Source organism: Pantoea sp. 1B4 (assembly GCF_016925765.1).
Lineage (GTDB): Bacteria > Pseudomonadota > Gammaproteobacteria > Enterobacterales > Enterobacteriaceae > Pantoea > Pantoea agglomerans.
This window is the reverse complement of the sequence record NZ_JAEUWZ010000001.1, coordinates 1,110,265-1,137,261: the sequence shown is the minus strand read 5'-3', so window position 1 is coordinate 1,137,261 and position 26,997 is coordinate 1,110,265. Positions and strand designations below refer to the sequence as shown.

25 protein-coding genes, 4 pseudogenes and 1 riboswitch are annotated in these 26,997 nt (G+C 58.7%); of the genes and pseudogenes, 12 read left to right on the top strand and 17 right to left on the bottom strand.

What is annotated here, in order from left to right:
- Position 1 precedes the first annotated feature (1 nt).
- The 3 genes and pseudogenes from JNO11_RS05570 to JNO11_RS05560 all read left to right on the top strand — a co-directional run bounded on the left by JNO11_RS05570 (position 2) and on the right by JNO11_RS05560 (position 2,969).
- Positions 2-763: an endonuclease/exonuclease/phosphatase family protein gene (locus JNO11_RS05570; protein ID WP_022626009.1), complete on the top strand. Its 762-nt coding sequence runs from the start codon at positions 2-4 to the stop codon at positions 761-763.
- A complete protein-coding gene (clsB, locus tag JNO11_RS05565; RefSeq protein WP_325177047.1) occupies positions 760-2,004 on the top strand; it encodes a cardiolipin synthase ClsB in 1,245 nt (414 codons plus the stop codon). The genes JNO11_RS05570 and clsB overlap by 4 nt, the downstream gene beginning before the upstream one ends.
- Positions 2,004-2,969, top strand: a pseudogene (locus tag JNO11_RS05560) (lysylphosphatidylglycerol synthase domain-containing protein). Before clsB ends, JNO11_RS05560 begins: the two are co-directional and overlap by 1 nt.
- Before the next feature lie 52 nt (positions 2,970-3,021).
- Here JNO11_RS05560 and JNO11_RS05555 read toward each other — a convergent pair.
- Together JNO11_RS05555 and JNO11_RS05550 are read right to left on the bottom strand one after the other, a co-directional pair.
- On the bottom strand, positions 3,022-3,729 hold the full coding sequence (locus JNO11_RS05555) for a Bax inhibitor-1/YccA family protein (RefSeq protein WP_010260256.1): 708 nt from the start codon (positions 3,727-3,729) through the stop codon (positions 3,022-3,024).
- 246 nt (positions 3,730-3,975) lie between these two features.
- Entirely contained in the window at positions 3,976-5,070 is a 1,095-nt protein-coding gene (locus JNO11_RS05550) for a DUF1615 domain-containing protein (RefSeq protein ID WP_010669679.1), read from the bottom strand.
- Positions 5,071-5,176: 106 nt separating this feature from the next.
- Here JNO11_RS05550 and JNO11_RS05545 point away from each other — a divergent pair.
- Positions 5,177-5,964 (top strand): annotated as a pseudogene (locus JNO11_RS05545) (OBAP family protein).
- Positions 5,965-6,069: 105 nt separating this feature from the next.
- Here the strand turns inward: JNO11_RS05545 and moaE are convergent.
- The 5 genes from moaE to moaA form a co-directional block, all read right to left on the bottom strand.
- Positions 6,070-6,522, bottom strand: a complete 453-nt coding sequence (gene moaE, locus JNO11_RS05540; protein WP_010260246.1) for a molybdopterin synthase catalytic subunit MoaE — start codon at positions 6,520-6,522, stop codon at positions 6,070-6,072.
- Position 6,523: 1 nt separating this feature from the next.
- Entirely contained in the window at positions 6,524-6,769 is a 246-nt protein-coding gene (moaD, locus tag JNO11_RS05535) for a molybdopterin synthase sulfur carrier subunit (protein ID WP_010260243.1), read from the bottom strand.
- Positions 6,762-7,247 carry a cyclic pyranopterin monophosphate synthase MoaC gene (gene moaC / locus JNO11_RS05530; RefSeq protein ID WP_050680592.1) on the bottom strand — a complete coding sequence of 162 codons (486 nt, stop codon included), beginning with the start codon at positions 7,245-7,247 and terminating at the stop codon, positions 6,762-6,764. Before moaC ends, moaD begins: the two co-directional genes overlap by 8 nt.
- Before the next feature lie 2 nt (positions 7,248-7,249).
- Positions 7,250-7,765 carry a molybdenum cofactor biosynthesis protein B gene (gene moaB / locus JNO11_RS05525; protein ID WP_022626013.1) on the bottom strand — a complete coding sequence of 172 codons (516 nt, stop codon included), beginning with the start codon at positions 7,763-7,765 and terminating at the stop codon, positions 7,250-7,252.
- A gap of 14 nt (positions 7,766-7,779) precedes the next feature.
- Positions 7,780-8,766 carry a GTP 3',8-cyclase MoaA gene (gene moaA, locus JNO11_RS05520; protein WP_022626014.1) on the bottom strand — a complete coding sequence of 329 codons (987 nt, stop codon included), beginning with the start codon at positions 8,764-8,766 and terminating at the stop codon, positions 7,780-7,782.
- A riboswitch (molybdenum cofactor riboswitch) is annotated at positions 8,756-8,889 on the bottom strand. It overlaps the preceding gene by 11 nt.
- A gap of 204 nt (positions 8,890-9,093) precedes the next feature.
- Here moaA and yvcK point away from each other — a divergent pair.
- Positions 9,094-10,017: a uridine diphosphate-N-acetylglucosamine-binding protein YvcK gene (yvcK, locus tag JNO11_RS05515; RefSeq protein ID WP_010260233.1), complete on the top strand. Its 924-nt coding sequence runs from the start codon at positions 9,094-9,096 to the stop codon at positions 10,015-10,017.
- Here yvcK and uvrB read toward each other — a convergent pair.
- Positions 10,001-12,022 (bottom strand): excinuclease ABC subunit UvrB, encoded by a 2,022-nt coding sequence (gene uvrB, locus JNO11_RS05510; RefSeq protein WP_010260230.1) that lies wholly within the window; start codon positions 12,020-12,022, stop codon positions 10,001-10,003. The two genes, yvcK and uvrB, sit on opposite strands and share 17 nt — an antisense overlap.
- A 2-nt stretch (positions 12,023-12,024) precedes the next feature.
- On the opposite strand from uvrB, the gene JNO11_RS05505 reads away from it, so the two are divergent.
- Both JNO11_RS05505 and JNO11_RS05500 read left to right on the top strand, forming a co-directional pair.
- Positions 12,025-12,222 carry a hypothetical protein gene (locus JNO11_RS05505; protein ID WP_010669673.1) on the top strand — a complete coding sequence of 66 codons (198 nt, stop codon included), beginning with the start codon at positions 12,025-12,027 and terminating at the stop codon, positions 12,220-12,222.
- A gap of 693 nt (positions 12,223-12,915) precedes the next feature.
- Entirely contained in the window at positions 12,916-13,626 is a 711-nt protein-coding gene (locus JNO11_RS05500) for an ATP-binding cassette domain-containing protein (RefSeq protein ID WP_325177046.1), read from the top strand.
- 146 nt (positions 13,627-13,772) lie between these two features.
- On the opposite strand, the gene bioD is transcribed toward JNO11_RS05500, so the two are convergent.
- The 4 genes from bioD to bioB are packed head-to-tail and all read right to left on the bottom strand — an operon-like array spanning position 13,773 to position 17,362.
- Positions 13,773-14,444 carry a dethiobiotin synthase gene (bioD, locus tag JNO11_RS05495; RefSeq protein ID WP_325177045.1) on the bottom strand — a complete coding sequence of 224 codons (672 nt, stop codon included), beginning with the start codon at positions 14,442-14,444 and terminating at the stop codon, positions 13,773-13,775.
- Positions 14,441-15,196, bottom strand: coding sequence for a malonyl-ACP O-methyltransferase BioC (gene bioC, locus JNO11_RS05490; RefSeq protein WP_022626017.1), 756 nt, complete (start codon positions 15,194-15,196; stop codon positions 14,441-14,443). The genes bioD and bioC overlap by 4 nt, the downstream gene beginning before the upstream one ends.
- Complete coding sequence (bioF, locus tag JNO11_RS05485) at positions 15,180-16,331, bottom strand: 8-amino-7-oxononanoate synthase (protein ID WP_325177044.1); 1,152 nt, start codon at positions 16,329-16,331, stop codon at positions 15,180-15,182. The genes bioC and bioF overlap by 17 nt, the downstream gene beginning before the upstream one ends.
- A complete protein-coding gene (gene bioB, locus JNO11_RS05480) occupies positions 16,331-17,362 on the bottom strand; it encodes a biotin synthase BioB (RefSeq protein WP_122459028.1) in 1,032 nt (343 codons plus the stop codon). Before bioB ends, bioF begins: the two co-directional genes overlap by 1 nt.
- Before the next feature lie 86 nt (positions 17,363-17,448).
- On the opposite strand from bioB, the gene bioA reads away from it, so the two are divergent.
- Positions 17,449-18,753, top strand: coding sequence for an adenosylmethionine--8-amino-7-oxononanoate transaminase (gene bioA / locus JNO11_RS05475; RefSeq protein ID WP_325177043.1), 1,305 nt, complete (start codon positions 17,449-17,451; stop codon positions 18,751-18,753).
- A gap of 75 nt (positions 18,754-18,828) precedes the next feature.
- Positions 18,829-19,305 (top strand): kinase inhibitor, encoded by a 477-nt coding sequence (locus JNO11_RS05470; RefSeq protein ID WP_013357177.1) that lies wholly within the window; start codon positions 18,829-18,831, stop codon positions 19,303-19,305.
- Between the two features lie 264 nt (positions 19,306-19,569).
- Here the strand turns inward: JNO11_RS05470 and pgl are convergent, their stop codons facing one another.
- Positions 19,570-20,571, bottom strand: coding sequence for a 6-phosphogluconolactonase (pgl, locus tag JNO11_RS05465; protein ID WP_022626021.1), 1,002 nt, complete (start codon positions 20,569-20,571; stop codon positions 19,570-19,572).
- Positions 20,572-20,726: 155 nt separating this feature from the next.
- Here pgl and JNO11_RS05460 point away from each other — a divergent pair, with 155 nt between their 5' ends.
- Positions 20,727-21,545 carry a pyridoxal phosphatase gene (locus tag JNO11_RS05460; protein ID WP_010260198.1) on the top strand — a complete coding sequence of 273 codons (819 nt, stop codon included), beginning with the start codon at positions 20,727-20,729 and terminating at the stop codon, positions 21,543-21,545.
- On the opposite strand, the gene modC is transcribed toward JNO11_RS05460, so the two are convergent.
- The 4 genes and pseudogenes from modC to JNO11_RS05440 all read right to left on the bottom strand — a co-directional run bounded on the left by modC (position 21,546) and on the right by JNO11_RS05440 (position 24,364).
- Positions 21,546-22,604: a molybdenum ABC transporter ATP-binding protein ModC gene (modC, locus tag JNO11_RS05455; protein WP_325177042.1), complete on the bottom strand. Its 1,059-nt coding sequence runs from the start codon at positions 22,602-22,604 to the stop codon at positions 21,546-21,548. It lies immediately after the preceding gene.
- Positions 22,604-23,294: pseudogene (modB, locus tag JNO11_RS05450) on the bottom strand (molybdate ABC transporter permease subunit). Before modB ends, modC begins: the two are co-directional and overlap by 1 nt.
- Positions 23,291-24,063: pseudogene (gene modA / locus JNO11_RS05445) on the bottom strand (molybdate ABC transporter substrate-binding protein). The pseudogenes modB and modA overlap by 4 nt, the downstream one beginning before the upstream one ends.
- A 145-nt stretch (positions 24,064-24,208) precedes the next feature.
- Positions 24,209-24,364: an AcrZ family multidrug efflux pump-associated protein gene (locus JNO11_RS05440; RefSeq protein ID WP_010260183.1), complete on the bottom strand. Its 156-nt coding sequence runs from the start codon at positions 24,362-24,364 to the stop codon at positions 24,209-24,211.
- 137 nt (positions 24,365-24,501) lie between these two features.
- Here JNO11_RS05440 and modE point away from each other — a divergent pair, with 137 nt between their 5' ends.
- Together modE and modF are read left to right on the top strand one after the other, a co-directional pair.
- Positions 24,502-25,284 carry a molybdenum-dependent transcriptional regulator gene (modE, locus tag JNO11_RS05435; RefSeq protein ID WP_052270815.1) on the top strand — a complete coding sequence of 261 codons (783 nt, stop codon included), beginning with the start codon at positions 24,502-24,504 and terminating at the stop codon, positions 25,282-25,284.
- Positions 25,285-25,353: 69 nt separating this feature from the next.
- Complete coding sequence (gene modF, locus JNO11_RS05430; protein WP_325177041.1) at positions 25,354-26,826, top strand: molybdate ABC transporter ATP-binding protein ModF; 1,473 nt, start codon at positions 25,354-25,356, stop codon at positions 26,824-26,826.
- Positions 26,827-26,997: the final 171 nt, after the last annotated feature.

The window sequence follows — 26,997 nt, the reverse complement described above, 5'->3', positions numbered from 1 at the left end:
TATGCCACAAAACAAGCAAGGATTTTCAATAAAAGTCCTGACGATCAATACACATAAGGGTTTCGCCCCTTTCAATCGCCGCTTCATCCTGCCCGAATTACGCGACGCCGTTCGCGCGACGGAGGCGGATGTGGTCTTTCTGCAGGAGGTGATGGGCACGCATGCCATCCACTCCCTTAACCATGAGGAGTGGCCCGATTCTCCTCATTATGAGTTTCTGGCCGACACCATATGGAACGATTTCGCCTATGGGCGTAATGCGGTCTATCCGGAGGGGCATCACGGCAATGCGGTGCTGTCTCGCTTCCCGATCGCCGACTATGAGAACCGGGATATCTCGGTGGCGGGCAGTGAAAACCGCGGCATGCTGCACTGCCAGATCGCCCTGCCCGAGCCGCACGGCACGCTGCATGTCATCTGCGTTCATCTGGGTCTGAAAGTGGCCCATCGTCACGCGCAGATGAAGAAAATATGTGAAATGGTTAACTCACTGCCGCCCGACGCGCCGGTGGTGGTGGCGGGCGATTTCAACGACTGGCAGCGACGCGCTAACTCCATTCTGAAACATGGCGCAGGCCTGAAAGAGGTATTCAGCATGAAAACCGGACGCCCGGCGCGCACCTTCCCGGCGCGCTTCCCGATCCTGCGGCTTGACCGCATCTATGTCCGCAACGCCACCGTCAGTCATCCGTGGGCGCTGCCGCGCAAGCCCTGGTCCCATCTTTCCGACCATGCGCCGCTGGCGGTGGAGATTCACCTATGAATTTTAGCTGGCAGGAAGGCAACCGGCTGCTGTTGCTGGAAAATGGCGAAGCGTTTTTCCCGCGGGTCTTTGGCGCGATCCAGCGGGCGGAACGTACGGTATTAATCGAAACCTTTATTCTGTTTGAGGATGACGTGGGCAACGCCCTGCACCGCGAACTGCTGGCGGCAGCCCAGCGCGGCGTGCGGGTCGAAGTGATGGTCGATGGTTATGGCTCTGCCGAACTCTCCGACAAATTTGTTAACAGCCTGACCAGCGCTGGCGTGCGTTTCATCTATTACGATCCGCGTCCGCTGGTGATGGGGATGCGCACCAACGTTTTCCGCCGCCTGCACCGCAAAACCGTGGTGGTGGATGACGTGGTGGCCTTTGTGGGCGGCATTAACTTCTCGGCCGAGCACAACACGGATTATGGCCCGGAAGCGAAACAGGATTATGCGGTACAGGTCAAAGGCCCGGTGGTGGGTGACATCGCCCGCTATCTGCAACAGGCGATTGGCAGCGAACAGAATACCCGCCGCTGGTGGGGATCGCGCTCTCATCGTCCGGCGGTCAACGCCACGCCAGGCGATGCTCAGGTGCTCTATGTTTATCGCGATAACGACGAGCATCGTGACGACATCGAAGTCCACTACCTGGAGATGCTGCGTGAGGCGAAGCGGGATGTGATTATCGCCAATGCCTACTTCTTCCCGGGTTACCGGCTGCTGCGTGAGATGCGCAACGCCGCGCAGCGTGGCGTCCGGGTGCGACTGATTGTGCAGGGCGAACCGGATATGCCGATTGTGAAAGTGGGCGCGGAGCTGCTCTACAACTATCTGGTCGATGGCGGGGTCGAAGTCTACGAATATATCCGTCGCCCGCTGCACGGCAAGATCGCGGTAAAAGACGACTACTGGGCCACCGTCGGCTCCAGCAATCTCGATCCGCTCAGCCTGTCACTTAACCTTGAAGCCAATCTGATCATCCACGACAGGCCGTTTAACCAGACGCTGCGCGATAACCTGGAAGCGCTGCTGGCCAACGATTGCCAGCGCGTGCAGGAAGATCGCTTACCGCCGCGCAACTGGTGGCAACTGAGTAAAAGCGTGGTGGTATTCCACTTCCTGCGCCATTTCCCGGCCATCGCTGGCTGGCTGCCGGCGCATACGCCGCTGCTGGCCCAGGTGGGTGAGCCGGTACAGCCTGAAATGGAGACGCAGGATCGCGTTGAAACTGATAACTCGGGAGCAAAATCCTGATGGCAAAAAAACATCCACGCTGGCAACTGGCGAAAAAATCCTCACCGTGCTCTTTTTCATCGCGGTGGTGGTTCTGCTGGTGGTCTATGCCCGCAAAGTGAACTGGGAAGATGTTTATGACGTCATCGTTAACTACAACCGCTTTGTGGTACTGACCGCCGCCGGACTGGTGGTGCTGAGTTACCTGGTGTATGGCTGCTATGACCTGATTGGACGCGCCTACTGCGGCCATAAGCTGGCGAAGCGGCAGGTAATGCTGGTGTCGTTTATCTGTTACGCCTTCAACCTGACGCTGAGCACCTGGGTGGGTGGCGTCGCGATGCGCTACCGGCTCTATTCACGGTTAGGGCTGGATAGCGGCACCATTACCCGCATCTTCTCTCTGAGCATCGCCACTAACTGGCTGGGCTATATTCTGCTGGCGGGCGTGGTATTCAGTGCGGGCATGGTGTCAATCCCCAGCGGCTGGTTTATTGGTGAAACTACCCTGCGGCTGATTGGTGGCGCTCTGCTGGTGCTGGTGGCGGTCTACCTCTGGGCCTGTGCCTTCTCAAAACAGCGGCGCTGGACGGTAAAAGGTCAGACGCTGCAGCTGCCCTCGCTGCGCATGGCGCTGCTGCAGTTTGCGGTTTCCTGTGCCAACTGGATGGTGATGGGGGGCGATTATCTGGCTGCTGCTGGGACGAGACGTCGATTATCCGATGGTGCTGGGCGTGCTGCTGATCAGCAGTATTGCCGGGGTAATCATTCATATTCCGGCGGGCATTGGCGTACTGGAAGCGGTCTTCCTGGCGCTGCTTAGCGGTCAGCACGCCTCGCATGGCACTATCATTGCGGCGCTGCTGGCTTATCGCGTGCTCTACTTTATCCTGCCGCTGCTGTTAGCGCTGGTGCTCTATCTGGGGCTGGAGAGTCGGGCGAAGCATCTGCGTCAGAAGAACGAGCAGAAGTTGCAGAAGTCGTAATAAAAAAAGGGGAGGCGCAGACAGTGCGCCTCCCCCCGCTACTCCCTCAGGCTTAACGGCGGTTGCCGAAAATCCGCAGCAGCATCAGGAACAGGTTGATAAAGTCGAGATACAGCGTCAGTGCGCCCATAATCGAGTAGCGACGCAGGTTTTCCGTATCGCGGGCATCGATCTGCTCACCGATATTTTTCAGCTTCTGCGTGTCATAGGCCGTTAACCCCACAAATACCACCACCCCGATGTAGGTAATCGCCCACATCAGCGCCGGGCTTTTCAGCCAGAAGTTCACCAGCGACGCCAGCACGATGCCAATCAGCGCCATAAACAGCAGGCTGCCAAAACGGCTGAGATCGCGTTTGGTGGTATAGCCGTAGAAGCTCATCGCGCCAAACATCCCCGCCGTGATAAAGAAGGTGCTGGCGATCGAAGAGTTGGTGTAAACCAGGAAGATACTCGCCATGGTCAGGCCGGTCAGCGCCGAATAGAGCATAAACAGCCCGGTTGCCACGGCCCCGCTCAGGCGATGCACCATGCCTGACAGGAAGAAGACCAGCCCCAGCTGCACGATAATCAGTCCGAAGAAGGTGATGCGGTTAGCAAACACCAGCTCCATGATCGCTGGCGTGCGCGCAGCGTACCAGGAGACAAACGCCGTCAGTAACAGACCGCAGGTCATCCAGCCATAGACCTGCGCCATATAGGCTTGTAAACCGCGAGATGCGGATTGAACGATGGAATCATTTCGTGGATATCGGTCCATGATGCACCTCTTGTTAAACGGATTAGGACCGGCTCCACACAGGGAACCGGATGAATAACCTGGTCTGGCAGGCATACGTTGTTTCTGTTTCAGCCCGTTGGGCCAGCGACAGCGCGACACAACCGCCACGGGCTCATACGGCCTTATGAGGATGCGCACAGTTCAGGGCCAGAATAACAATAAAAGTCGCCCGGAACTGGCTCTAAGTGTGGCACAGCTCAGCTCAACTGCGCCACAACATGCCGCTTAACGTCGCGACAGGCACTGCTGATAACGGCTGTCGACACGCTGCGCAAACCACGCCGTGGTGAGATTACGGGTAATTTTCGGACTTTCCAGCTTGATGCCCGGCAGCATTTCACGCGGTAACTTTCTACCCGCCATTTTATCCGCCAGGGTAAAGACCTGTTTCCAGAGTTCGCTGTCGCTGAACGACGCTTTCTCCCCTTTCTCCAGATCGCGGCGAATGTCGCTGTTGCTCATATCGATCTGCTTCGACAGCGTGCGCACCGCCAGTTCGGTGCCACCCGCCGCATCCGATCCATAAAGAATCAGATCGCCATCCAGCGCCAGCTTCATGCCGGTAGCGCGCGACACCGCCGCCTGGAAAGCCGCATTGCGGCTGGCATACCAGCCCGCATTGTAGTCGGCAAAGCGGTAGAGTGGCTGGCTGTAGTCAGCCGGATAGCCGAGCAGGTGCATCGTCCCGAAGTAGATCCCGCCGTGGCGGGTAAAGACTTCACGCCGGATGGTGCCATCAATCGGCCACGGGTAGCCCTTGGCATGCGCTTCGGCAAACGCAATGCTGACCTGCATCGGCCCGCCGGTGTGGATCGGATTGAGATTGCCGAACAGCGTCTGGCCCATCGGCACCATATCGATCAGGTCATCGAAAATAGCGCTCAGCTCTTTCTCACTGCGCACTTTGTCCAGCCGGGCGGCGTAGCTTTCACCGGTGGGCGATTTGATCTGCAGCGCGGTACGCACCAGGAATGCCGGGACGTGCACCTGCGCCGCACGGCGGTTGATCTCGCCCCATGCGATTTTTGGCAGACCCGGTACGGCGGCCTCCGCGCTGAAGTTGCTCTCCTGATCCGCCACGGCGATCACCGCGCAGAGGTTGCTGGCGCTGGGATCGATCTGCTGAGTGCGGAAGGTGGTGTAGATATCGTCGCTCCATGCCGCTTTATTGCTGACGTGCGACGGCAATAGCCGCTGGATCTGCGCTTTGACATCTTCAGGCTGCCGCACCGGCGCCTCAGGGGTTTTCTTGCTGCTACAACCTGCCAGCACCAGTGCGGCGACCAGTGTCAGACGTTGCAGAATCGGGGTGGATGACATGCCTGTCCTCAGAATGAACCAAAGCTCTACTCTACCATTGCCAGAGTTTCACAGGCAGGCGAGAACTGAACTAAGGTTATCTTTTTTACCGTTAAAGGAACTTACGATGTTTAAACTCTGGCCTGTTGCGGCGTTCAGCCTGTTATTAACCGGCTGCGGCGCCAATAATACGCCTGCCCAGGTAAAATCACCGGGCGCCCCCCACCTCCTCCTCGCTTAAGGTGCTGGAGACCGGCGCCAGCGTGATGCAGTCACGTCCGCCCATCGACGCCATCAACACCTATCTCGACGGATTCCATTTTTATAACGGCGATAAGAACGGTCAGATGGAGGCGCACCACTATGTCACCGTGCTGAACGACGATGTGATGCAGGCGGTGATTTACGACGGCAACACGCGCGATGCACGGCTGATGGGCGTGGAGTACATTATCAGCGAACGGCTGTTTAACACCCTGCCGCCCGAAGAGAAGAAGCTCTGGCACAGCCATCAGTATGAGGTGAAATCGGGCACGCTGATTGCACCAGGCTTACCGGAAGCCGCCGACCACGCCCTGATGAAGCGCATTGTGAACACCTACGGGAAAACCTGGCACACCTGGCACACCGATCGCGACAAAACGCTGCCGATCGGCATTCCGGCGCTGATGATGGGCTTTACGGAGGATGGTCAGATGGACTCGCGACTGCTGGCGGACCGCGATCGTCGTTTTGACGTCGACAGCAAAAAAGATCCGCGCCCAGCGTGCGGATATCGTGGCGCATCCTGCCGCAGCAGGTGCCAATGCCTGGCAACAGGGCCAGGTCATTCAGCTGAAGCGCACCGCCGGCGGCGGCGAACACAGCCACGGTCAGACCGGTTTTGGTCCGGCTGAGCAGCTAAAGCAGCCTTAATCCCGCCCTAAGCGTCGTGATGTCCGGGGATGCGGGCAGCGGCGTGTCTGCGGTTAACGGCTCAGCGGGCGCAGACACTTCTGCCCGCTAAGCCGTTAATGCAGCTTAGTCCCAGCGCTGAGCCGCCTGATGGTCGCTGTCGCGGGCATCCACCCAGCGATCGCCCTGCTCTGTCGCTTCTCGCTTCCAGAACGGCGCGCGGGTTTTCAGGTAATCCATGATGAACTCTGCAGCGGAAAAGGCGCTGCCACGATGGGCACTGGTCACGCCCACCAGCACGATTTCATCGCCGGGAAACAGTTCGCCCACGCGATGGATCACCGTGACGCGCTGCAGCGGCCAGCGTTCGCGCGCCGCATCAACAATCTCCTGTAGCGCTTTTTCGGTCATGCCGGGATAGTGCTCCAGCGTCAGTGCCGCGACGTCGTTGCCCAGATTGTGGTTACGGACTTTGCCGGTAAAGGTCACTACCGCACCATCTTCATCACAGGCCGCCAGCCAGCGATAGGCTTCCGCCATATCAAAGGGCGCGGGACCGACGCGAATCTGCGTTTCCATCTTAGCCTCCGGTCACGGGCGGGAAAAAGGCCACTTCATCACCGGCGTGCAGCGGATGACTCATCGGCACCAGCGTCTGATTCACCGCCGCCAGCAGCTTGCCCGACTCGAGCGCCAGCGCCCAGCGGTCATCGCGATCTGCCAGCGCACTGCGCAGCGCGGCCACATCCGGATAATCAGCACCGACCTCAAGCGATGAGGTGCCGATCAGCTCACGGACCTGGGCGAAAAACAGCACCTTAATCATGCGCGACCGCCTGGAAATCGCCGCTTTTGCCACCGCTCTTGCTGATTAACCGCAGCTGATCGATAACGATATCTTTCTGCACCGCTTTGCACATGTCGTAGATAGTCAGCGCGGCAACCGATGCGGCCGTCAGCGCTTCCATCTCCACGCCGGTTTTGCCGGTCAGGCGACAGAGCGTGGTGATGCGGACCCGGTTATGGTCCGGTTCAGCCTCCAGGTTCACTTCCACTTTGCTCAGCATCAGCGGATGACAGAGCGGAATCAGTTCCCAGGTGCGTTTCGCCGCCTGAATACCGGCGATGCGCGCGGTGGCAAAGACATCCCCTTTGTGGTGGCTGCCTTCGATAATCATCTGCAGCGTTTCCGGCTGCATCAGCACCAGCACTTCTGCCCGCGCTTCGCGCACGGTTTCCGCCTTGGCGGAGACATCCACCATGTGCGCTTCGCCCGCGGCGTTAATGTGTGTGAGTTGAGACATACTTACCGTTTCTTGAGATGTGAGACAAAATTACAGGGCGCGGTTCGCGCATCAAGCTGGTCAGCGATAATGCGTTCCCAGGCGGTGCGGCAGGCGCTGGTGGAACCCGGCACGGCCAGGATCAGCGTCTGATTAGCCAGACCGGCAATCGCGCGCGACTGCAATGTCGAACCGCCAATCTCTTCATAGGAGATCATCCGGAACAGTTCGCCAAATCCATCAATCTCGCGGTCGAACAGCGGCAGCAGCGCTTCCGGCGTGCTGTTTTTCAGGTTAAAGCCGGTTCCGCCATTAATAATCACGACCTGAACATCTTCACTGGCGATCCAGCGCGACACGGTGGCGCGAATACGATAGAGATTATCCGGCACGATAGCGTGATCGACCACCTCATGCCCCGCTTCGGCTGCGGCTTCGCGCAGATAGTCGCCGGAGGTATCGTCACTGGCATCGCGACGATCTGACACTGTCATCACCGCAATCTGCACTGCCTGAAATTCGCTGGCTGGTTTACCCATACTGCCTCCTGAAATTAGCCGCCAATGTAAGAGAGATTCTGTGTGATGCCGGTGTTGCCCTGATGCAGAAAGTGCGTCTGCTTTTTCTGCCCCAGGCTGCTGGCGATGCGCGCCTGCAGTTCGGCCTGCTGGTCGTCTGACGCCAGCAGATCGCGCAGCGGCACACCGCCGTCACCAAACAGGCATAGATGCAGATTACCGTGCGCCGAAACGCGCAGACGGTTGCAGCTGGCACAGAAATCTTTGGCATAAGGCATGATCAGACCAATCTCGCCGACATAATCGGGATGGTAAAAGACCTGCGCCGGGCCGTCGCTGCGTCCGCTCTCCCGACGCTGCCAGCCTTGGGCGATCAGCTGATCGCGGATGACCATGCCGGAAACATGCTGATCGCGGAACAGCGTGCCGCCGTCGCCGGTCTCCATCAGCTCGATAAAGCGCAGCTGAATCGGACGGGTACGGATCCAGTCGAGGAACGTGGCCAGATTACGGCTGTTGAGATCGCGCATCAGCACGCTGTTGACTTTGACCTGGCGAAAACCGGCGTCGAGGGCAGCATCAATACCACTCATCACCTGATGGAATTTATCCTGGCCGGTAATGGCGTGAAACTGACGGGCATCCAGGCTGTCGACGCTGACGTTGAGTGCGGTTAACCCCGCGTCACGCCACTGTTTCACGTCACGCGCCAGCCGGTAGCCATTGGTGGTTACCGCGATCTGGCGAATGGAGGCGTTTTCGCGCACCGCCGCAATGATGTCGGTGAAATCACGGCGCAGCGACGGCTCACCGCCGGTCAGCCGCACTTTTTCCGTTCCGGCAGCGGCAAAGGCCCGCGTGACGCGGCGGATTTCATCCAGCGAGAGAAAGCTTTTGTTACGAATTCCCTGCGGTTTGTAGCCGTCAGGAAGACAGTAGGTACAGCGGAAATTACAGACATCCGTGACCGACAGGCGCAGGTAATAGAACTTACGCGCGTATGCATCAGTAAATTGTGACACCAGAACACCTTTCCAGATTGGGAGATGCAGTCATTTCTTCCTGCACCCTGGCAGCTCGATGGCTACGGCCTGAATCCCCTATCCGCAGACGTAGGCATTCAGGCTTGAGTGTACGCTGACCCGTTGATCAGCGCGGTAAGCATGATGGTAGCGTGATTTTCGTCACTCTTCCATTTGCTGTTTTCGCTATATATTCTTATACATATCGAATTTTCACCGCATTTTCGCGACAGGATACGTTAAAATGCGATCCAGATTTTGACGTAAGTCATCCGCGCGGGCTTAGCGATTAGAGCCACGCCACGCGAACGGATATTAAGGAGAAGTATGAATCGCACTCTGGCCGATCTTGATCGCGTTGTGGCACTGGGAGGCGGACACGGTTTAGGCCGCGTCATGTCTGCCCTTTCCCCGCTGGGCTCGCGTCTCACCGGCATCGTCACCACCACCGACAACGGCGGATCAACCGGCCGTATTCGTCGCTCAGAAGGTGGTATCGCCTGGGGCGATATGCGTAACTGCCTTAACCAGCTGATTGCAGAACCCAGCGTCGCTTCGGCGATGTTTGAGTACCGTTTTGCCGGTAATGGCGAACTGGCCGGACACAACCTGGGTAATCTGATGCTGCGGGCGCTGGATCATCTCAGCGTTCGTCCGCTGGAAGCGATCAACATTATCCGTAACCTGCTGAAGGTCGACGCCTTTTTAATCCCGATGTCGGAGCAGCCGGTGGATTTGGTGGCGATGGATGTTGAAGGCAACATGGTTTATGGCGAAACCGCAATTGACGAGATGAAGCAGCCGCCGCAGGAGCTGATGCTGCATCCCAACGTCCAGCCAACGCGGGAAGCGCTGCAGGCGGTTGGTGAAGCGGATCTGATCCTGATTGGACCCGGCAGCTTTTACACCAGCCTGATGCCGATTCTGCTGATGGAAGAGATGGCGCAGGCCTTGCGTCGCACGCCTGCCACTATGGTGTTTATCGGCAATCTGGGCCGCGAGCTGAGTCCTGCCGCCGCCAGTCTCTCAGTGGCTGACAAGCTGCAGATGATGGAGCGTTATATCGGCAAGCGGGTGATTGATGCGCTGGTCGTCAGCCCGGCAGTGGACACCCGTGGCATTGAAAACCGACTGATTGTCCGTGAACCGCTGGAGGCCGCCGATATCCAATATCGTCACGACCGCCAGCTGTTACGGGTGGCGCTGGAACACGCCATTCAGGGCTTTAACGGCGCTACGAGGCCGCAATAAACAGCGTTCGCAGTTCATGCAGCTGATCGCGCACGTTGGCCGCCTGTTCGAACTCCAGGTTCTGCGCATGCTGCTGCATCTGCCCTTCCAGCTCGTGGATCTTCTTCTGCAGAGCCTGCGGCGTTAACAGCTGGAAATCGGCCAGCGCCTGGGCTTCGCCAGGACGGGCGGGTTTCGCTTTGCCGCGGGTTTTCACCACGTTTTTGCCCAGTTCCAGAATATCGGTGATCTTCTTATTCAGGCCCTGCGGCACGATGCCGTTCTCTTCGTTGTGCAGCTGCTGTTTCTCACGGCGGCGCTCGGTCTCTTCAATGGCGCGCGCCATCGACGGCGTGATTTTATCCCCGTAGAGAATCGCCTTACCGTTGATGTTACGCGCCGCACGGCCAATGGTCTGAATCAGCGAGCGTTCGGAGCGCAGGAAGCCCTCTTTATCCGCATCGAGAATCGCCACCAGCGACACTTCCGGCATATCCAGCCCCTCACGCAGTAAGTTGATGCCCACCAGCACATCAAACTCGCCCAGACGTAAGTCGCGGATAATCTCCATACGCTCTACCGTGTCGATATCGGAGTGCAGATAACGCACCTTCTCACCATGCTCAGACAGATATTCGGTGAGATCTTCCGCCATGCGTTTGGTCAGCACCGTCACCAGTACACGTTCGTTGATCGCCACGCGCTGACGGATTTCTGACAGCAGATCGTCGACCTGGGTACCGACCGGACGCACTTCGATGATCGGATCCAGCAGACCGGTAGGACGCACCACCTGATCGATCACTTCGTCGCCCGACTTTTCCAGCTCATATTTGCCCGGCGTCGCCGAAACATAGATGGTCTGCGGGGCCAGCGCCTCAAACTCTTCAAACTTCATCGGACGGTTATCCAGCGCCGACGGCAGGCGGAAGCCATACTCCACCAGCGTCTCTTTACGCGCCCGGTCGCCTTTGTACATGCCGCCAATCTGCGGAATGGTCACGTGCGACTCATCCACCACCAGCAGGCCATCGGCGGGCAGATAGTCAAACAGCGTCGGCGGCGCTTCGCCCGGTCCGCGTGCGGAGAGGTAGCGTGAGTAGTTCTCAATGCCAGAGCAGTAACCCAGCTCACTCATCATCTCCAGGTCAAACTGGGTACGCTGGGTAATGCGCTGCTCTTCCAGCAGCTTATTGTTCTCCAGCAGCACCCGGCGGCGGTCCGCCAGCTCAACTTTGATATCTTCCATCGCCTGCAGAATACGCTCACGCGGCGTGACGTAGTGCGTCTTGGGGTAGATGGTAAAGCGCGGCACGACCGAATCGATCTGGCCGGTCAGCGGGTCAAACAGCGACAGACGCTCAACCTCTTCGTCAAACAGCTCGACGCGCAGCGCAATATCGTCCGACTCCGCCGGGAAGATATCGATCACTTCGCCGCGCACCCGGAATGTGCCGCGCTGGAACGCCTGGTCGTTGCGGGTGTACTGCAGCTCTGACAGACGGCGCAGAATACTGCGCTGATCGATAATCATGCCGCGGGTCAGGTGGAGCATCATTTTCAGATAGAGATCGGGATCGCCCAGACCGTAGATAGCCGAAACCGATGCCACCACAATGACATCGCGCCGTTCCAGCAGCGCCTTGGTGGCCGACAGACGCATCTGTTCGATATGTTCGTTCACCGACGCATCCTTTTCGATAAAGGTGTCGGAGCTCGGCACATAGGCTTCAGGCTGGTAGTAGTCGTAGTAAGAGACGAAAAACTCGACGGCGTTATCCGGGAAAAACTCTTTCATCTCGCCATAGAGCTGGGCGGCCAGCGTCTTGTTGGGCGCCAGCACCATGGTCGGACGGTTGAGGTCGGCAATCACGTTGGCGACGGTAAACGTTTTACCAGAGCCGGTTACGCCTAATAAGGTCTGATGGGCCAGTCCATCCTCCAGCCCCTCTTCCAGGCGACGTATCGCCTCAGGCTGGTCGCCCGAAGGTTTAAAGGCGGAGTTCAATTTAAAGGCTTTGCTCATGAATGCAGTTCCTGCTGGAGAAGTCGGCGGGCAGGCACTTATTTTACTCTGCTATGGTGATTTTGCCAGAAAATAATACTGGATATAAAAACAGTATTGGTGCAATGTTAACGCCAGCAGGATGGCACCTGATGTCCCTGCAGGCTGGCAGCGTTATCGCTCAGCATGTTGCGCAATGTTATCCCCAGGAAGGGATCTGATTTAACATTTGTCAATAGAGTGTCACAAAATTACAGTACGGTTACCTGACAGATAATTCTCAGGCTTGTTTTTTGATAAGCAACTGATTTTACTGACATAAGACTATGAGGCCAGATTCTCGTCATTATGTTACCAGGCCGCGTATTTCCTCGCTTCCAACTGGTTTTCATTACCTAATGCACAAGGTTATCCACAGGAATGGTGGATAAGTGATGGCAGCCCCGACGCCATCTGCTGTGTATAATTTTTCCCTGCCTTCTCACTACCGTGAAAATAATTTTTTTTGCGTTAAATTTCGCGTCGCCTGCTGACGGATTATTCTGCAATTTTAATCTGTCACCGGGTGTCGTACGCAAATTTGCACGCCTCATACTAAGATTCTTAATCGGACTTCCTGCCACGTTACAGTACGTCTGCACCAGAAACAGCGCTCCAGGGCACTGCAAAAGTGCAGATGCGTGGTCACCGTGGGGAATTGATAAGTTTTTCTCACCTTTCATCCCTGATACGTGGCGCTGCAGCAGGAAACAGGGCCGTTTTTAGATCTGGCCTGGGAATTGCAGGAGTCAGTTGCGTCACCGCGCGGAACGCGCACTGTGCTGCAATGGCGAGGCTGCCATTGCTGATGACTTGTTTGCCAGACGACAGAGCGCGGAAGCAATCAGGCTAACGATCGGGAAGGAGAGTGTCAGATGCTGAGTTTACGTTCGGTAAATCAATTTTACGGTCAAAACCATATTCTGTGGGATGTGGACCTGGATCTGTCGCCTGGCACCTGCACCGGCATTCTGGGCCGACCTGGCATGGGTAAAACCACGCTGGTGAACTGCATCATGGGCAGATTGCCGATTAACAGCGGCTCTATCTCCTGGAAAGAGGATGGCTCGCCGCCGGAAGATCTGCTGCTGCAACCGGCTGAACAGCGGGCGCAGATGGGGATTGGCTATGTGCCGCAGGGCCGCCATATTTTTACCCAGATGAGCGTGGAAGATAATCTGCTGATTGCCCTGCTGGCGGGTGCCAGCCATCGCGCCATTCCCGAAATGGTGTTCGACCTCTTCCCGGCGCTCTACTCTCTGCGCCAGCAGCGCAGCGGCGATCTGCCGATCGATCAGCAGCAACAGCTGGCCCTGGCGCGCGCGCTGGTGCTGCAGCCCAAACTGCTGATTCTGGATGAGCCGACCGACGGGATGTCGCCGTGGCTGGAAGAGGAGATGGGCAATCTGATCCGTCGGCTTAACCTCGACTACGGACTGACCATCCTGCTGCTGGAGCAGCGCCTGTCGCTGATCCGTCGCGTGGCGGACTATTTCCTGCTGCTGCACCGCGGCCGCAATGTGGCGCAGGGCAGCATGGAACAGCTCGATGACCACACCGTCGATAAATGGCTGACGGTGGCCTGACACTCAGCGCCTGCCCCACCGAGCGTAAGTGTTGCAGGCAGGCTGGAGACGGAAAGCACAGAACCATCGGAGCGTGTACACAGCGCGCAAGGATGGAGAGCACTGCCCGGATTCAGCACGACAAATAAAATAGCCAGGCCAGGAGGTTACTCCGGCAGCGTCAGGTATTGACCACAGGACGCCTGCTGCGCCGCATCGGTGAGAAACGGGATGGTGCCCAGACAGGGCGCAGGCAGTCGATTTTTCAGGCTGGTGAGATACTCCTGATAGCGTTTACCCGGGGATTCGACGGTGTTGGCGATCCAGCCCACCAGCGGCAGGCCGCTTGCCCGCACCGCGTCAGCGGTGAGCATGGCGTGATTGATGCAGCCGAGCTTAATTCCCACCACCAGAATCACGGGCAGCTTTTCGCTGACCACCCAGTCCGCATAGGTGTGCGTCTCTGACAACGGGGTATACCAGCCGCCCGCGCCCTCTACCAGAATCCAGTCTGCCAGCGGTTGCAGCGCCGCCAGACCCGCCGACAGCGCCTGATGGGTAATCGGCCTGCCCTCTTCGGCGCTGACGATGTGCGGCGATGTCGGCTCGAGAAACGCCAGCGGATTGACCTGCTGATAGGTTAACGGCACGCTGCTGTAACGCTGCAGCGCCAGCGCATCGCTGTTACGGATGCCCTCTGGCGTCATCTCACAGCCTGAGGCAACCGGCTTATAGCCCGCACAGCGATAGCCCGCTGCGGCTGCCGCCTGCAGCAGCCCGCCGCTGGCCACGGTTTTACCGACCTCGGTGTCGGTGCCAGTGATAAACAGGCGTTTCATGATGCACTTACTCCATAGATTAAATGGTAACTCAGGCGATAGCCGTGCCGATCGCGCGGCCAGTGCGCCTCTAACTGGTTGAGCCGTTGTCGGGTTAATACCTGCCCGTCACGCCCCTGGTGCAGATGGGTCGCGCCAATCCCCTTCAGGGAGCGCATGGCGCTGAGCGCATCGGGAAAATGCAGGGTCACCACCTCTGAGGTACAGCGCAGCTGCTCTGCGTGGCAGGCCGCCGCAATCTGCGGCTCGCTGAGAAAGCGATTGGCGTGAGGCAGCGCATCCAGATGGGACCAGGCTTCATGAACCTCCTGCAGAGACCCGTCGCCCAGAGTGGAAAACAGCAGCGTGCCATCGGGCCGCAGCACCCGCCGGAACTGGCTCAGCGCGCCGGGCAGATCCTCGCTCCACTGCACCGCCAGGTTGCTCCACACCAGATCAATCGTGTTATCCGCCAGCGGCAGCGCGTCGATATCACCGGCCAGATAGTGCTGTGCCGCGTCATTGTCCCGCGCCTGTTGCAGCATCTGCGGAGAGAGATCCAGAGCCGTTACCTGTTTGCCACGTTCGCGCCACAGCCTGCTGTACCAGCCGGTGCCACAACCGGCATCCAGCAGTTGCAGACCACTCTGTGCGGGCGCCAGTGCCAGCAGGGCATCGCCGCTGAGGCGTTGCAGCGCCGCATGGGCATCGTAATGGCTGGCCGCCCGGCCAAAGGCGCGTGCCACCGCCTGCTTGTCAACCCGCAGCGTCATGCAGCGCCTCCAGTAACCGGTCAATATCCTCGGGGCGATGAGCCGCGGTCAGAGTGATGCGCAGCCGGGCCGTCCCCGGCGGCACGGTCGGTGGCCGGATCGCGCTGACCCAGCAGCCCGCCTCAGCCAGCCGCTGGGAGAGCGCCATCGCATCGCCATTTTCGCCCACCAGCAGCGGCTGAATCGCGCTGCCGGAGTCCATCAGTTGCCACGGCAGCGAGGCCGCACCGCGCCGGAAATGCCCGATGTTCTGTTGCAGTTGCTGCCGCAGGGCATCGCCCTGCTGAACTTCACGCAGCGCCGCCTGCAGCGCGCTCGCCTGCGCCGCGGGCATCGCGGTGGAGTAGATCAGATGTCGGCTGAACTGCAGAAAATAGTCGGCGGTGGCTGCGTCGCACAGCAGCGCGGCACCGCTGACGCCAAAGGCTTTGCCAAAGGTGACCACCAGTAGTTCCGGTTTAACGCCCTGCTGCCAGCAGCTGCCGCGCCCCTGCTCACCCACTACGCCGATGCCGTGCGCATCATCCACCAGCAGCCAGCCCTCTGCCTGGCGCGTCTGTTGCGCCAGGGCGGCCAGCGGCGCACTGTCGCCATCCATGCTGAAAATACCTTCCGTCACCACCAGCGTTTCGCCCTCGCAGGGAGAGGCGAGCCGGGCTGCCAGGCTCTCCGGCGCGTTGTGATGGAAACGTCGTAGCTGTGCCGGACTATGGCTGGCGGCGTCGAGCAGCGAGGCGTGGCTGAGTTTATCGGCCAGGATGCGATCGTTTTTCTCGCCCAGCAGATGAATGATCGCCTGATTGGCCGCAAAGCCAGAGATAAACAGCAGCGCACGGTCGTAGCCGAGCCAGTCGGCCAGCTGCGCCTCAAGATCGGCGTGCTGACGGTGATAACCCGTGACATGCCCTGAAGCACCGGCACCTGCGCCCGCCTGCGCCGCGCCCTGTTGCCAGCCCGCAATCACCGCCGGATGCTGGGTTAAGCCGAGATAATCATTGCTGGAGAAGTGGAGATAGCTGCGGCCGCCGCTGTGCAGCGTGCGGGTCGATTGCTGATCGATCACCCGTCGCTGCCGCCAGCCATTGGCCGCACGGCGCTGCGTCAGCGCCTGACGGATACGTTGCTGCCAGCCCATTACAGCGCCGCGTTGTAGAACTGTTCAGTGTCGGCATGGAATAGCTGCTCGCTGAGTTGCTGCTCCTGCTGCTGATCGCCGTGCTGAGTGTGAGTATGCTCCGGGTTAAGACCCAGTTTGCGGAACAGCACGCGGTCTTTATCCTCTTCCGGATTCGGCGTGGTCAGCAGTTTGCAGCCGTAGAAAATCGAGTTCGCCCCGGCCATAAAGCACATCGCCTGGGTCTGTTCGCTCATCTGCTCACGGCCCGCTGAGAGGCGCACATGCGAGGTCGGCATCATGATGCGCGCCACCGCGATGGTGCGGATAAAATCGAACGGTTCCACATCATCGTTATCCGCCAGCGGCGTGCCTTTTACCTTCACCAGCATATTGATCGGTACACTCTCCGGCGGCGTTGGCAGATTGGCTAACTGCACCAGCAGACCGGCGCGGTCGTTAACGGTTTCGCCCAGGCCGACAATGCCACCCGAACAGACTTTAATGCCGGCGTCGCGCACTTTGCCCAGCGTATCCAGACGTTCCTGATAGCTGCGGGTGGTGATGATGGAGCCGTAGAATTCCGGTGAGGTGTCGAGGTTATGATTGTAAAAATCGAGACCCGCGCCCGCCAGTCGCTGCGCCTGGTGCTCGCTGAGCGTGCCCAGCGTCATGCAGGTTTCCATTCCCATCGCCTTCACGCCTTCCACCATCTTCTCCAGATAGGGCATATCGCGCTCGTGCGGATTTTTCCACGCGGCACCCATGCAGAAACGGGTTGAACCGGCGGCTTTGGCCTGACGCGCTGAGGTCAGTACCTCTTCCACTTCCATCAGCCGCTCCGACTCCAGGCCGGTCTTGTAGCGCGCGCTCTGCGGGCAGTATTTACAATCTTCCGGACAGGCACCGGTTTTAATCGACAGCAGGGTACTGACCTGCACCTGGCGCGGATCGAAGTGCTGCCGATGCACCTGCTGCGCGTTAAACATCAGTTCAAGAAAGGGTTGATCAAACAGCGCTTGCGCCTGTGCAATTGTCCAGCGTTGAGCCATTACTTACTCCAAAAAAGGGTGTCATCCCGACGAAAAGCAGGGTTATACTTGTAAACTATATTTTTTTATTTTGGTTTACAACTCCGATGACTATCCCCGTTTTCTCCTCAGACGATGCCCGCTTTGACCGCCAGCATATCTGGCATCCCTACACCTCGATGCAGGATCCGCTGCCCTGCTACCCGGTGGTCGCCGCACAGGGTTTTCAGCTGCAACTGGCCGATGGCCGTGAGCTGGTGGATGGGATGTCCTCGTGGTGGGCGGCGATCCACGGTTACAACCATCCGCGCCTGAACCGGGCGCTGACAGAGCAGGTCACACAGATGTCGCACGTGATGTTTGGCGGCATTACCCATCCGGCGGCGGTGGCGCTCTGCCGTCAGCTGGTGGCGATGACGCCTGAGGCGCTGGAGTGCGTCTTCCTGGCCGATTCAGGCTCGGTGGCGGTGGAAGTGTCGATGAAGATGGCGCTGCAGTACTGGCTGGGGCGTGGCCAGACGCGCCAGCAGTTCCTGACGCTGAAACGCGGCTATCACGGCGATACCTTTGCAGCGATGTCGGTGTGCGACCCCGAGAACTCAATGCACAGCCTGTGGCGCGGCTATCTGCCCGAGCATCACTTTGCGGCGGCCCCGGCCTGCGGCTTTGATGATGAATGGCACCAGCCTGATTTCGATGATTTCGCCAAGCTGATAGAACAGCATCACCGGCAACTGGCAGCCGTCATTCTGGAGCCGATTGTGCAGGGTGCGGGCGGCATGCGTTTCTACCATCCGCGCTATCTGCAGCAGGTACGGGAAGCCTGTGATCGCTATGGCGTGCTGTTGATTGCGGATGAGATCGCCACCGGCTTTGGCCGTACCGGCAAACTCTTTGCCTGCGAGCATGCGGGCATTACCCCGGATATTCTCTGCGTCGGCAAAGCGCTGACCGGTGGCATGATGACGCTGGCGGCGACCCTGACTACCCGCGAGGTCGCGGACACCATCAGCCGCAGCGCGGCGGGCTGCTTTATGCATGGCCCGACCTTTATGGGCAATCCGCTGGCCTGCGCGGTCGCGGCGGAGAGCCTGACCATGCTGGCGGAAGGTCACTGGCAGCGCCAGGTGGCGGCGATCGAACAGCAGTTACGGGCTGAGCTGCTGCCACTGCGCAGTTCACCGCAGGTGGCCGATGTGCGCGTGCTGGGCGCGATTGGCGTAGTGGAAACCCATCAGGCGGTAAATATGGCGGCGCTGCAGCAGTTCTTTGTTGAACAGGGCGTCTGGATCCGGCCTTTTGGCCGGCTGATCTACCTGATGCCACCCTACATCATCACGCCGCAGGCGCTGAGCAGGCTGGTGCAGGCGATTGGCGGCGCGCTGGAGCATTCTCAACATTTTGCCGCCTGAAGCGGGCTGACCGCTGGCACTGACGGCACTTTTGGTTATGATGACAGGCTATTCATCGACAATTAAGGAGATGTGATGCGCGTTTTTAGTCAGGATTTTAATGACGGCGAGAAAATGCCTGAAAAGCATGTTTTCAACGGCATGGGTTATCAGGGCGAGAATATCTCTCCCCATCTTGCCTGGGAAGCGGCACCAGAGGGTACCAAAAGTTTTGTGGTGACCTGCTACGATCCTGATGCCCCGACCGGTTCCGGCTGGTGGCACTGGGTGGTAGCGAATATTCCGGCCAGCACGACGTCACTGCCGCAGGGTGCCGGTTCCGGCAAAGCATCACTGCCAGCAGGCGCAATCCAGACCCGTACCGATTTCGGTCAGGCGGGCTACGGTGGCGCGGCGCCGCCACAGGGCGAAACCCATCGCTACATTTTCACCGTGCATGCGCTGGATGTGGAGACGATTGAAGTAGATGAAGGCGCCAGTGGCGCAATGGTCGGCTTTAATGTGCATTTCCACGCACTGGCGAGCGCCTCGCTGACCGTGAATTATCAGTAATTCAGCACGCCAGACTACTGGCCAACCCAAGGCTGGGTGACCTGGCAGCAACGTATTAGCTCAAAACGCAGGGAACGGCGTCAGAAGAGGAAAGCGTCCCACGCCATGGATGGCGGGGGCAGAGCGTGCCATGGATGGCGGTTTTTGCGTCTTTCCGATCTGACGCCGTTCCCTGTGTCTGCTCGATCTCACAGCTGGGCTGCGGCAGACTTCGTCAACTATCTCATACCTCTCCCTGACAGGAGAGGCGTTTTTCGTAGCGGGTTACGCCTGTAACTGATGAATCACAACCCACATCGGGCCCTGCCCCACCGCATAACGTCCCAGCGGCTTTAACAGCCCTTTCGGTTCGGTAATCGCATAAACTTCGATGTGATGAGATTTCTGTCCCGCCGCCACCAGATAGCGTCCGCTGTGATCGATATTAAATCCGCGCGGCTGCGTTTCCGTCGGCTGGAACCCTTCCAGGGTCAGCTCATCGCCCAGGTCGCTGACGCTGAAGACCGCCAGCGTGCTGCTGGTGCGATCGCAGGCATAGAGGAAACGGCCATCCGGCGTCAGATGAATATCGGCTGCCCAGCGCGTACCGCTGAAATCAGGCGGCATCATATCCAGCGTCTGCACGCTTTCTGCTTCGCCTTCGCCCGTATTTAATGCCCACACCTCAACCGTGCTGTCGAGCTCGTTCACGCAGTAAGCGTACTGGCCGCCCGGATGGAACTGCATATGACGCGGGCCAGCGCCTTCTACTGTCGTGACCTGAGCCTGTTTACGCGGCGTCAGCTGACCGTCTTCGCCCAGCTTAAACAGACAGATACGGTCCTGCTTCAGAGCCGGCACGTAGAGCGTCTTGTTGTCATTATCGATGTTGGCCGAGTGACAGCCATCCAGTCCGCTGATCACCTGCAGCGGGGCCTGCGGAATGCCGTCATCGCCAATCGGGCTGACGCTGACGCAGGCATCATTGTAGGAGCCGCAGAACAGGAATCTGCCCTGGCGATCGGTGGAAATGTGAGTCGGACTGCCGGGCAACGGCGCCTGACCCGCTTCGGTCAGCGTGCCATCGGCGGCAATGCGAAACGCCAGCACGCGGAAATTGGGACGCACACCGACATAGAGAAAATCGCGGTTCGGACTCACCACCATCGGCTGAACCTGGCCGGCGACATCGGTCACCTGAAGCAACGTCAGCCCGCCCTCATCATTCATCTGCCAGACGTGGATCTGCTGGCTCTCGGGACTGGCGGTGTAGACAACTTGTTTCATGCATTCTCCTTTTTTGCTGCCTGATCATGATCTGTGAATCACTGTAGCCTGTTTTATTGCCCTACGCTGGGATCATTTGTGCCCTGTTTTTTGTCTCCGGACCGTGGTGAGGTGTAGACTTCAGCCCCTGCAAACCAGGAAAAACGAGAGGATTAATGAACTACCGTGTAATTGCCCTCGACCTCGACGGCACGCTGCTGACCCCAGCCAAAACGATTCTGCCGCAGTCAATCGAAGCGCTAAATCAGGCACGCCAGGCGGGCGTTCATGTCGCTATCGTGACCGGACGCCATCACTGCGCTATCCACCCTTTTTATCAGGCGTTACAGCTGGATACACCCGCAATCTGCTGTAATGGCACCTATTTGTATGATTACCAGGCGAAAAAGGTGCTGGCGTCCGATCCCCTCGACCCGCAACTGGCGTTGCAGGTGATTGAGATGCTGAATCAGCAGCAGATTCACGGTTTGCTCTACGTGGATGATGCGATGCTCTATCAGACCCCGACCGGCCACGTGATGCGCACCCTGAAGTGGGCCGAATCGCTGCCCGCCCACCAGCGTCCACTGTTCCGCCAGGTGCCCGACTTAGCCCAGGCGGCACGCGACGCCGGTTCGATCTGGAAGTTTGCCCTGTCGCACAACAACATTCCGGAACTGCAGCAGTTCGCCACCAGAGTGGAAGCGGAACTGGGGCTGGCCTGCGAATGGTCGTGGCACGATCAGGTCGATATCGCCAAAGGCGGCAACAGCAAAGGCAAACGACTGGCGCAGTGGGTTGAATCACTGGGGCTGAGTATGTCCGATGTGATCGCGTTCGGTGATAACTATAACGATCTCAGCATGCTGGAAACGGCCGGACTGGGCGTGGCGATGGGCAATGCCGATGAGGCGATCAAAGCGCGGGCGAAAATGGTCATCGGCACCAACCTTGAAACCGGTATTGCCGATACCCTCTATCAGTACGTGTTGTAATCAGGGCGTCACCGAGACGCTTTTGATCTGGGCATAAAGCCACTGATCTGGCCGGATGCCCAGCTCATCCCGCGCCCACGGCGTAATGCGCGCCCAGAGTTCGCTGATGCCGATGCGCAGCTTCACCTCAACCTGGTCCCCGACCTCCAGCAATTCCACCACCTGTGCCGGTAAAATGTTGCGGATGGAGCTGTGTTGCGGCGGTTGCAGCGCCAGCGAGACATCGGCCGAGGCAATGCGAATACGCAGCGGGGTTTTAACCGGCTGATTCACCCGGCTGACCCAGATGTGCTGATCGCCCAGCGACAGCGCGGTCATCGGATAGTCGGGATGCTGTTCCAGCACCTGCACCCGCAGCACGCTGGTCAGTTCACTCACCGGCAGCCAGGGCCGCATCGCGCTGCTGCTCCAGACCCGCTCCAGCGGACCAAAGGCTTTGACCTTGCCCGCATCCAGCACCAGCACGTTATCAGCCAGCTGCAGGATCTCCTCCAGACTGTGCGAAACGTAGAGCATCGGAATATCGACCTGCTTCGCCAGCTTTTGCAGATAGGGCATCAGTTCACGTTTGCGTGGCAGATCCAGTGACGCCAGCGGCTCATCCAGCAGCAGCATATCCGGTGCGGTCAGCAGCGCACGGCCAATCGCGACCCGCTGCTTTTCCCCGCCCGACAGCGACAGCGGAAAGCGCGGCAGCAGCGCCTCCAGACCCAGCAGAGAGACCAGACTGTCGAACTGCACTTTCATCTTAGGTGCCATACCATATTGCAGGTTGCCTCGGACCCGATAGTGCGGGAACAGCCGCGCATCCTGGAACACATAACCGATACGCCGTTTTTCCGGCGGCAGCGCAATCTTCTGCTCCGCATCAAACAGCAGACGATTGTGCAGCTGGATCCGTCCCCGCTGCGGCTGGGTCAGTCCGCTGATCGCGTTGATCAGGGAGGTTTTTCCGGCGCCTGACACGCCGAAAATAGCGGTGATCCCTTTGGCCGGGATCTGCAGATCGACCTCCAGCACGTGATCGCCCTGCTGCTGCATAACGTTGAGTGATAGCATCAGTTTCCCATCCGCTTACGGCCTGCGCGTGCCAGCCATTCCGACGCCAGCAGTGACGCCAGGGCCAGCACGATCGCGATGACGCAGAGCCGTGCCGCCGCCCCTTCCGCGCCCGGTGTCTCTATCAGGGTAAACATCGCCAGCGGCAGCGTGCGCGTCTCGCCGGGAATATTGGAAACAAAGGTGATGGTGGCGCCGAACTCGCCCAGCGATCGGGCAAACGCCAGCACCGTTCCGACGATCACGCCCGGCAAGGTCAGCGGGAGCGTAATGGTGAAAAAAGACCCGCCAGCGTCCGGCGCCCAGCGTGCGCGCCGCCTGCTCCAGCCGGCAATCCACCGCCTCCAGCGCCAGCCGGATGGCGCGCACCATCAATGGAAAAGCGATCACGGCAGAGGCCAGTGCGGCACCACGCCAGCTGAAAGCAAAGCTGAAGCCGAACCAGTCATAAAGCTTTTCGCCTATGATGCCGCGCCGCCCAAGGCTAATCAGCAGCAGATAACCCACCACCACCGGCGGCAGCACCAGCGGCAGGTGGATCAGGCTGTCGAGCAGCGCTTTACCAGGAAAACGGCAGCGCACCAGAATCCAGGCCATCAGGATGCCAAACGGCAGACTGCCTATCACGGCTATGCCAGAGACTTTAAGGCTAAGCAGTACCGCCTGCCATTCGGGATCGCTGAGTATCATTTCGTCGGTGTGAATCCGTAATGTTTAAAGATAGCCGCGGCCTGAGGCCCTTTCAGATAATCATAAAACGCTTTAACGGCAGCGTTGTCGTGATCGTTCACGATCGCCATCGGATATTCTACGGGTTTATGGCTGGTTGCCGGAAAATGCCCGACGACCTGCACTTTATCGCTGGCGACCGCGTCAGACCCGTAGACAATGCCATAGGGCGTTTCATTACGCTCGACCAGCGCCAGCGCTGCCCGCACATTATTGGCTGGCGCTAACGAAGGCGCAACGCCTTCCCAGGCACCCAGCTTTTGCAGCGCCTCTTTGGCGTAGATGCCCGCAGGAACGTGGTCCGGATCGCCGACTGCCAGACGCTCACCGTGCAGCAAGGTTTTCCAGTCAGTCTGCGGGTCCAGCGTCACCGCTTTCGCGGCGGCACTGCGTGGCGCAATCAATACCAGATCGTTGCCCAGCAGGGTATAGCGGCTGCTGGTAATCACACTTTTTTCGCCACCGCATCATCCATCCACTGCTGATCGGCAGAGATAAAGAGATCGGCAGGAGCACCCTGCTCAATCTGGCGCGCCAGCGTTGAAGAGGAGGCAAACGAAGAGACCACCGCCACCCCCTTTTCCTGCTTGTAACGGCTGGCAATATCCTGCATCGCGTTGGTCAGAGAAGCCGCGGCAAACACAGTGATGTTGTCGGCGGCCACAGCCTGCCCGGCCAGCGAAACGGTGATCAGGGCCGCGACGCCCCAGCGATAGTGTTTAAATGACATGATTTTCTCCGGCTATTCGTTGTGTAGCGGATAATATAGCGCAATGTCAGTGAGGTTCAGTAAATTATCGGCAGGGGGGAACAAAAGGTTAAATCAGGAGAGATAAAAACGACCACGCCCGCGCAGATGGCGGGCGTGGCAGCAATTAATTGTGCGAACGGGCTGAGGATTTTTCGCGATGACCAATTTTAGAGATGACGTTAAACACTTCACCCAGGCCATAAATCATGCCCAGCATCAGCGCCATCACGACAGGCACCATCAGTATGGCAACGGCGAGGCTTTTAAGTAATTCCAGCATGGAGAGTCTCACTCTGCTAACAAAAAAAGAGATTGTAACGGGTCAGCAAAATTTTGCGCAGCCCTTTTCGTGCTTTTACTTTGGTCACAAAACGCCGCTATCATCGGCCTTCGCCTTAACCCTTTGCCGGAGCTGTCATGGAAGCCGAACTGTCCCTTCATATCCGTTTACAACAGAAACTGTTTGCCGATCCGCGACGTATTGAGCTGCTGAAACGCGTACAGCAGACCGGGTCGATCAGTCAGGGGGCGAAGCTGGCCGGTATCAGCTACAAAAGTGCCTGGGATGCGATTAATGAGATGAACCAGATGGCGGATGAAACGCTGGTGGAGCGGGCCACCGGTGGCAAAGGCGGCGGCGGTGCCACGCTCACCCGCTACGGTGAACGCCTGATTCAGCTGTTCCAGCTGATGGAGCAGATCCAGCAGAAAGCCTTTGATGCGCTGCAGCAGGATACGTTACCGCTCGACAGTCTGCTGGCGGCCATCGCCCGCTTCTCGCTGCAGACCAGCGCCCGTAACCAGCTGTTTGGCACCGTCGTCAGTAACGATGCGCAGCAGGTGGTCCAGCATCTGCTGATTCAACTGGCCGATGGCGTCACGCAGCTTAATGTGGCGCTGACCCAGCGCAGCGCCGATCGCCTGCAACTGGCCGCAGGTAAAGAGGTGCTGGTGCTGATCAAGGCGCCGTGGATCCGCATCAGTCGTGACGCCGCACAGGATGACAATCAGCTGGCAGCGACGGTCAGTGCCATCGAACCCGGCGAGCAGATGAGTGAAGTGCTGATGAAGCTCCCCAGCGGCGAAACCCTGTGCGCGACCCTGAGCAACGATCAGCTGCAGCAACTGACGCTGCAGCCCGGCGACGCAGTGATCGCCAGTTTCAATGCCGAACACGCCATCGTCGCCACCCTGCTCTAGCGGTTGATTTGACTTCATTAAGGGCAATGGTTACAACTCAGTGACACGATGCAAAAAATGGAACAGATCATGGCTTCATTGCACATTTCGCAAGGCACGTTTCGTCTTAGCGATACCCGGATACTGAGTCTGAATCAGGTGGAACTGCAGCGCGGCGAAAGCTGGGCGTTTGTCGGAGCCAACGGCAGCGGCAAATCATCACTGGCGCGCGCACTCTCTGGTGAACTTCCGCCGCTGGCCGGTTCAGTCAGCAGCGACTTCAGACGGCCGGTCCGGCTGTCGCTGGAGCAGCTACAAACCCTGGTGGCGCAGGAGTGGCAGCGCAACAACACCGATATGCTCAGCGAAGGTGAAGAGGATACCGGGCTGACCGTGGCAGAGGTGATTCAGGCGGAGGTGCAGCAGCCCGAGCGCTGCGAGCAGCTGGCACAGCAGTTCGGCATCGAAGCGCTGCTTTCACGCCGCTTCAAATTTCTCTCTACCGGCGAAACCCGCAAAACCCTGCTCTGTCAGGCATTGATGAACCAGCCAGATTTGCTGATTCTGGATGAGCCGTTTGACGGGCTGGATGTGGCGTCGCGCGCCAGCCTGACCGACACGCTGCGCGGCCTGCAGCAGCCGACATTTACCCTGGTGCTGGTGCTCAATCGCTTTGACGATATTCCCGATTTCATTCAGCAGGTTGGCGTGCTGGCGGAGTGCACCCTCACCCACAGCGGGCCACGCCAGGCCATTTTAACGGAAGCGCTGGTGGCGCAGCTGGCACACAGTGAACAGCTGATGGGAATGGCGTTACCTGAGGCGGATGTGCCGGATCAGCTGCCATCGCTGGCGGATGATGCGCCGCGCGTTATCCTGCGCAACGGCACCGTCTCGTATAACGATAAGCCAGTAATTCAGGGGCTGAACTGGCAGGTCAACGCCGGCGAGCACTGGCAGATTACCGGCCCGAACGGCGCCGGAAAATCGACTCTGCTCAGCCTGGTGACCGGCGATCATCCTCAGGGCTACAGCAATGATTTAACCCTGTTTGGCCGCCGTCGCGGCAGTGGTGAAACCATCTGGGATATCAAGCAGCATATTGGCTATGTCAGCAGCAGCCTGCATCTCGATTACCGCGTCAGCACCAATGTGCGCACGGTGATCCTGTCGGGCTTCTTCGACTCTATTGGTCTCTATCAGGCGGCTTCTGACCGACAAAAAGCGCTGGCGCAGCAGTGGCTGGCACTGCTGGGGATGGATAACGGACAGGCCGATGCGCCGTTCCACTCGCTCTCATGGGGACAGCAGCGGCTGGTGCTGATTGCCCGCGCGCTGGTTAAGCATCCGACGCTGCTGATACTGGATGAGCCACTACAGGGGCTCGACCCGATTAACCGCCAGCTCGTGCGGCGCTTTGTCGATGTGCTGATTGGCGAGGGACGGACTCAGCTGCTGTTTGTTTCGCATCACGCGGAAGATGCGCCCGCCTGCATCACACATCGCCTGAGCTTTATCGCCCATGACGGCGGCTATCACTATCAGCAGGAAACCCTGCACTAAGGCTCTTGTAACGCGTCACCCCACGCCGCTGCTGCGGCGTTTTAAAGCACCCTTGTGTAAGCGCTACCATTCCACATCACCTTTCACGCCATATATCCGCACACAATGCCACGAAATAAGAATATTCAGCTTGTGTAAACGATACCATTTATCCAGACTTGATCACGCTTT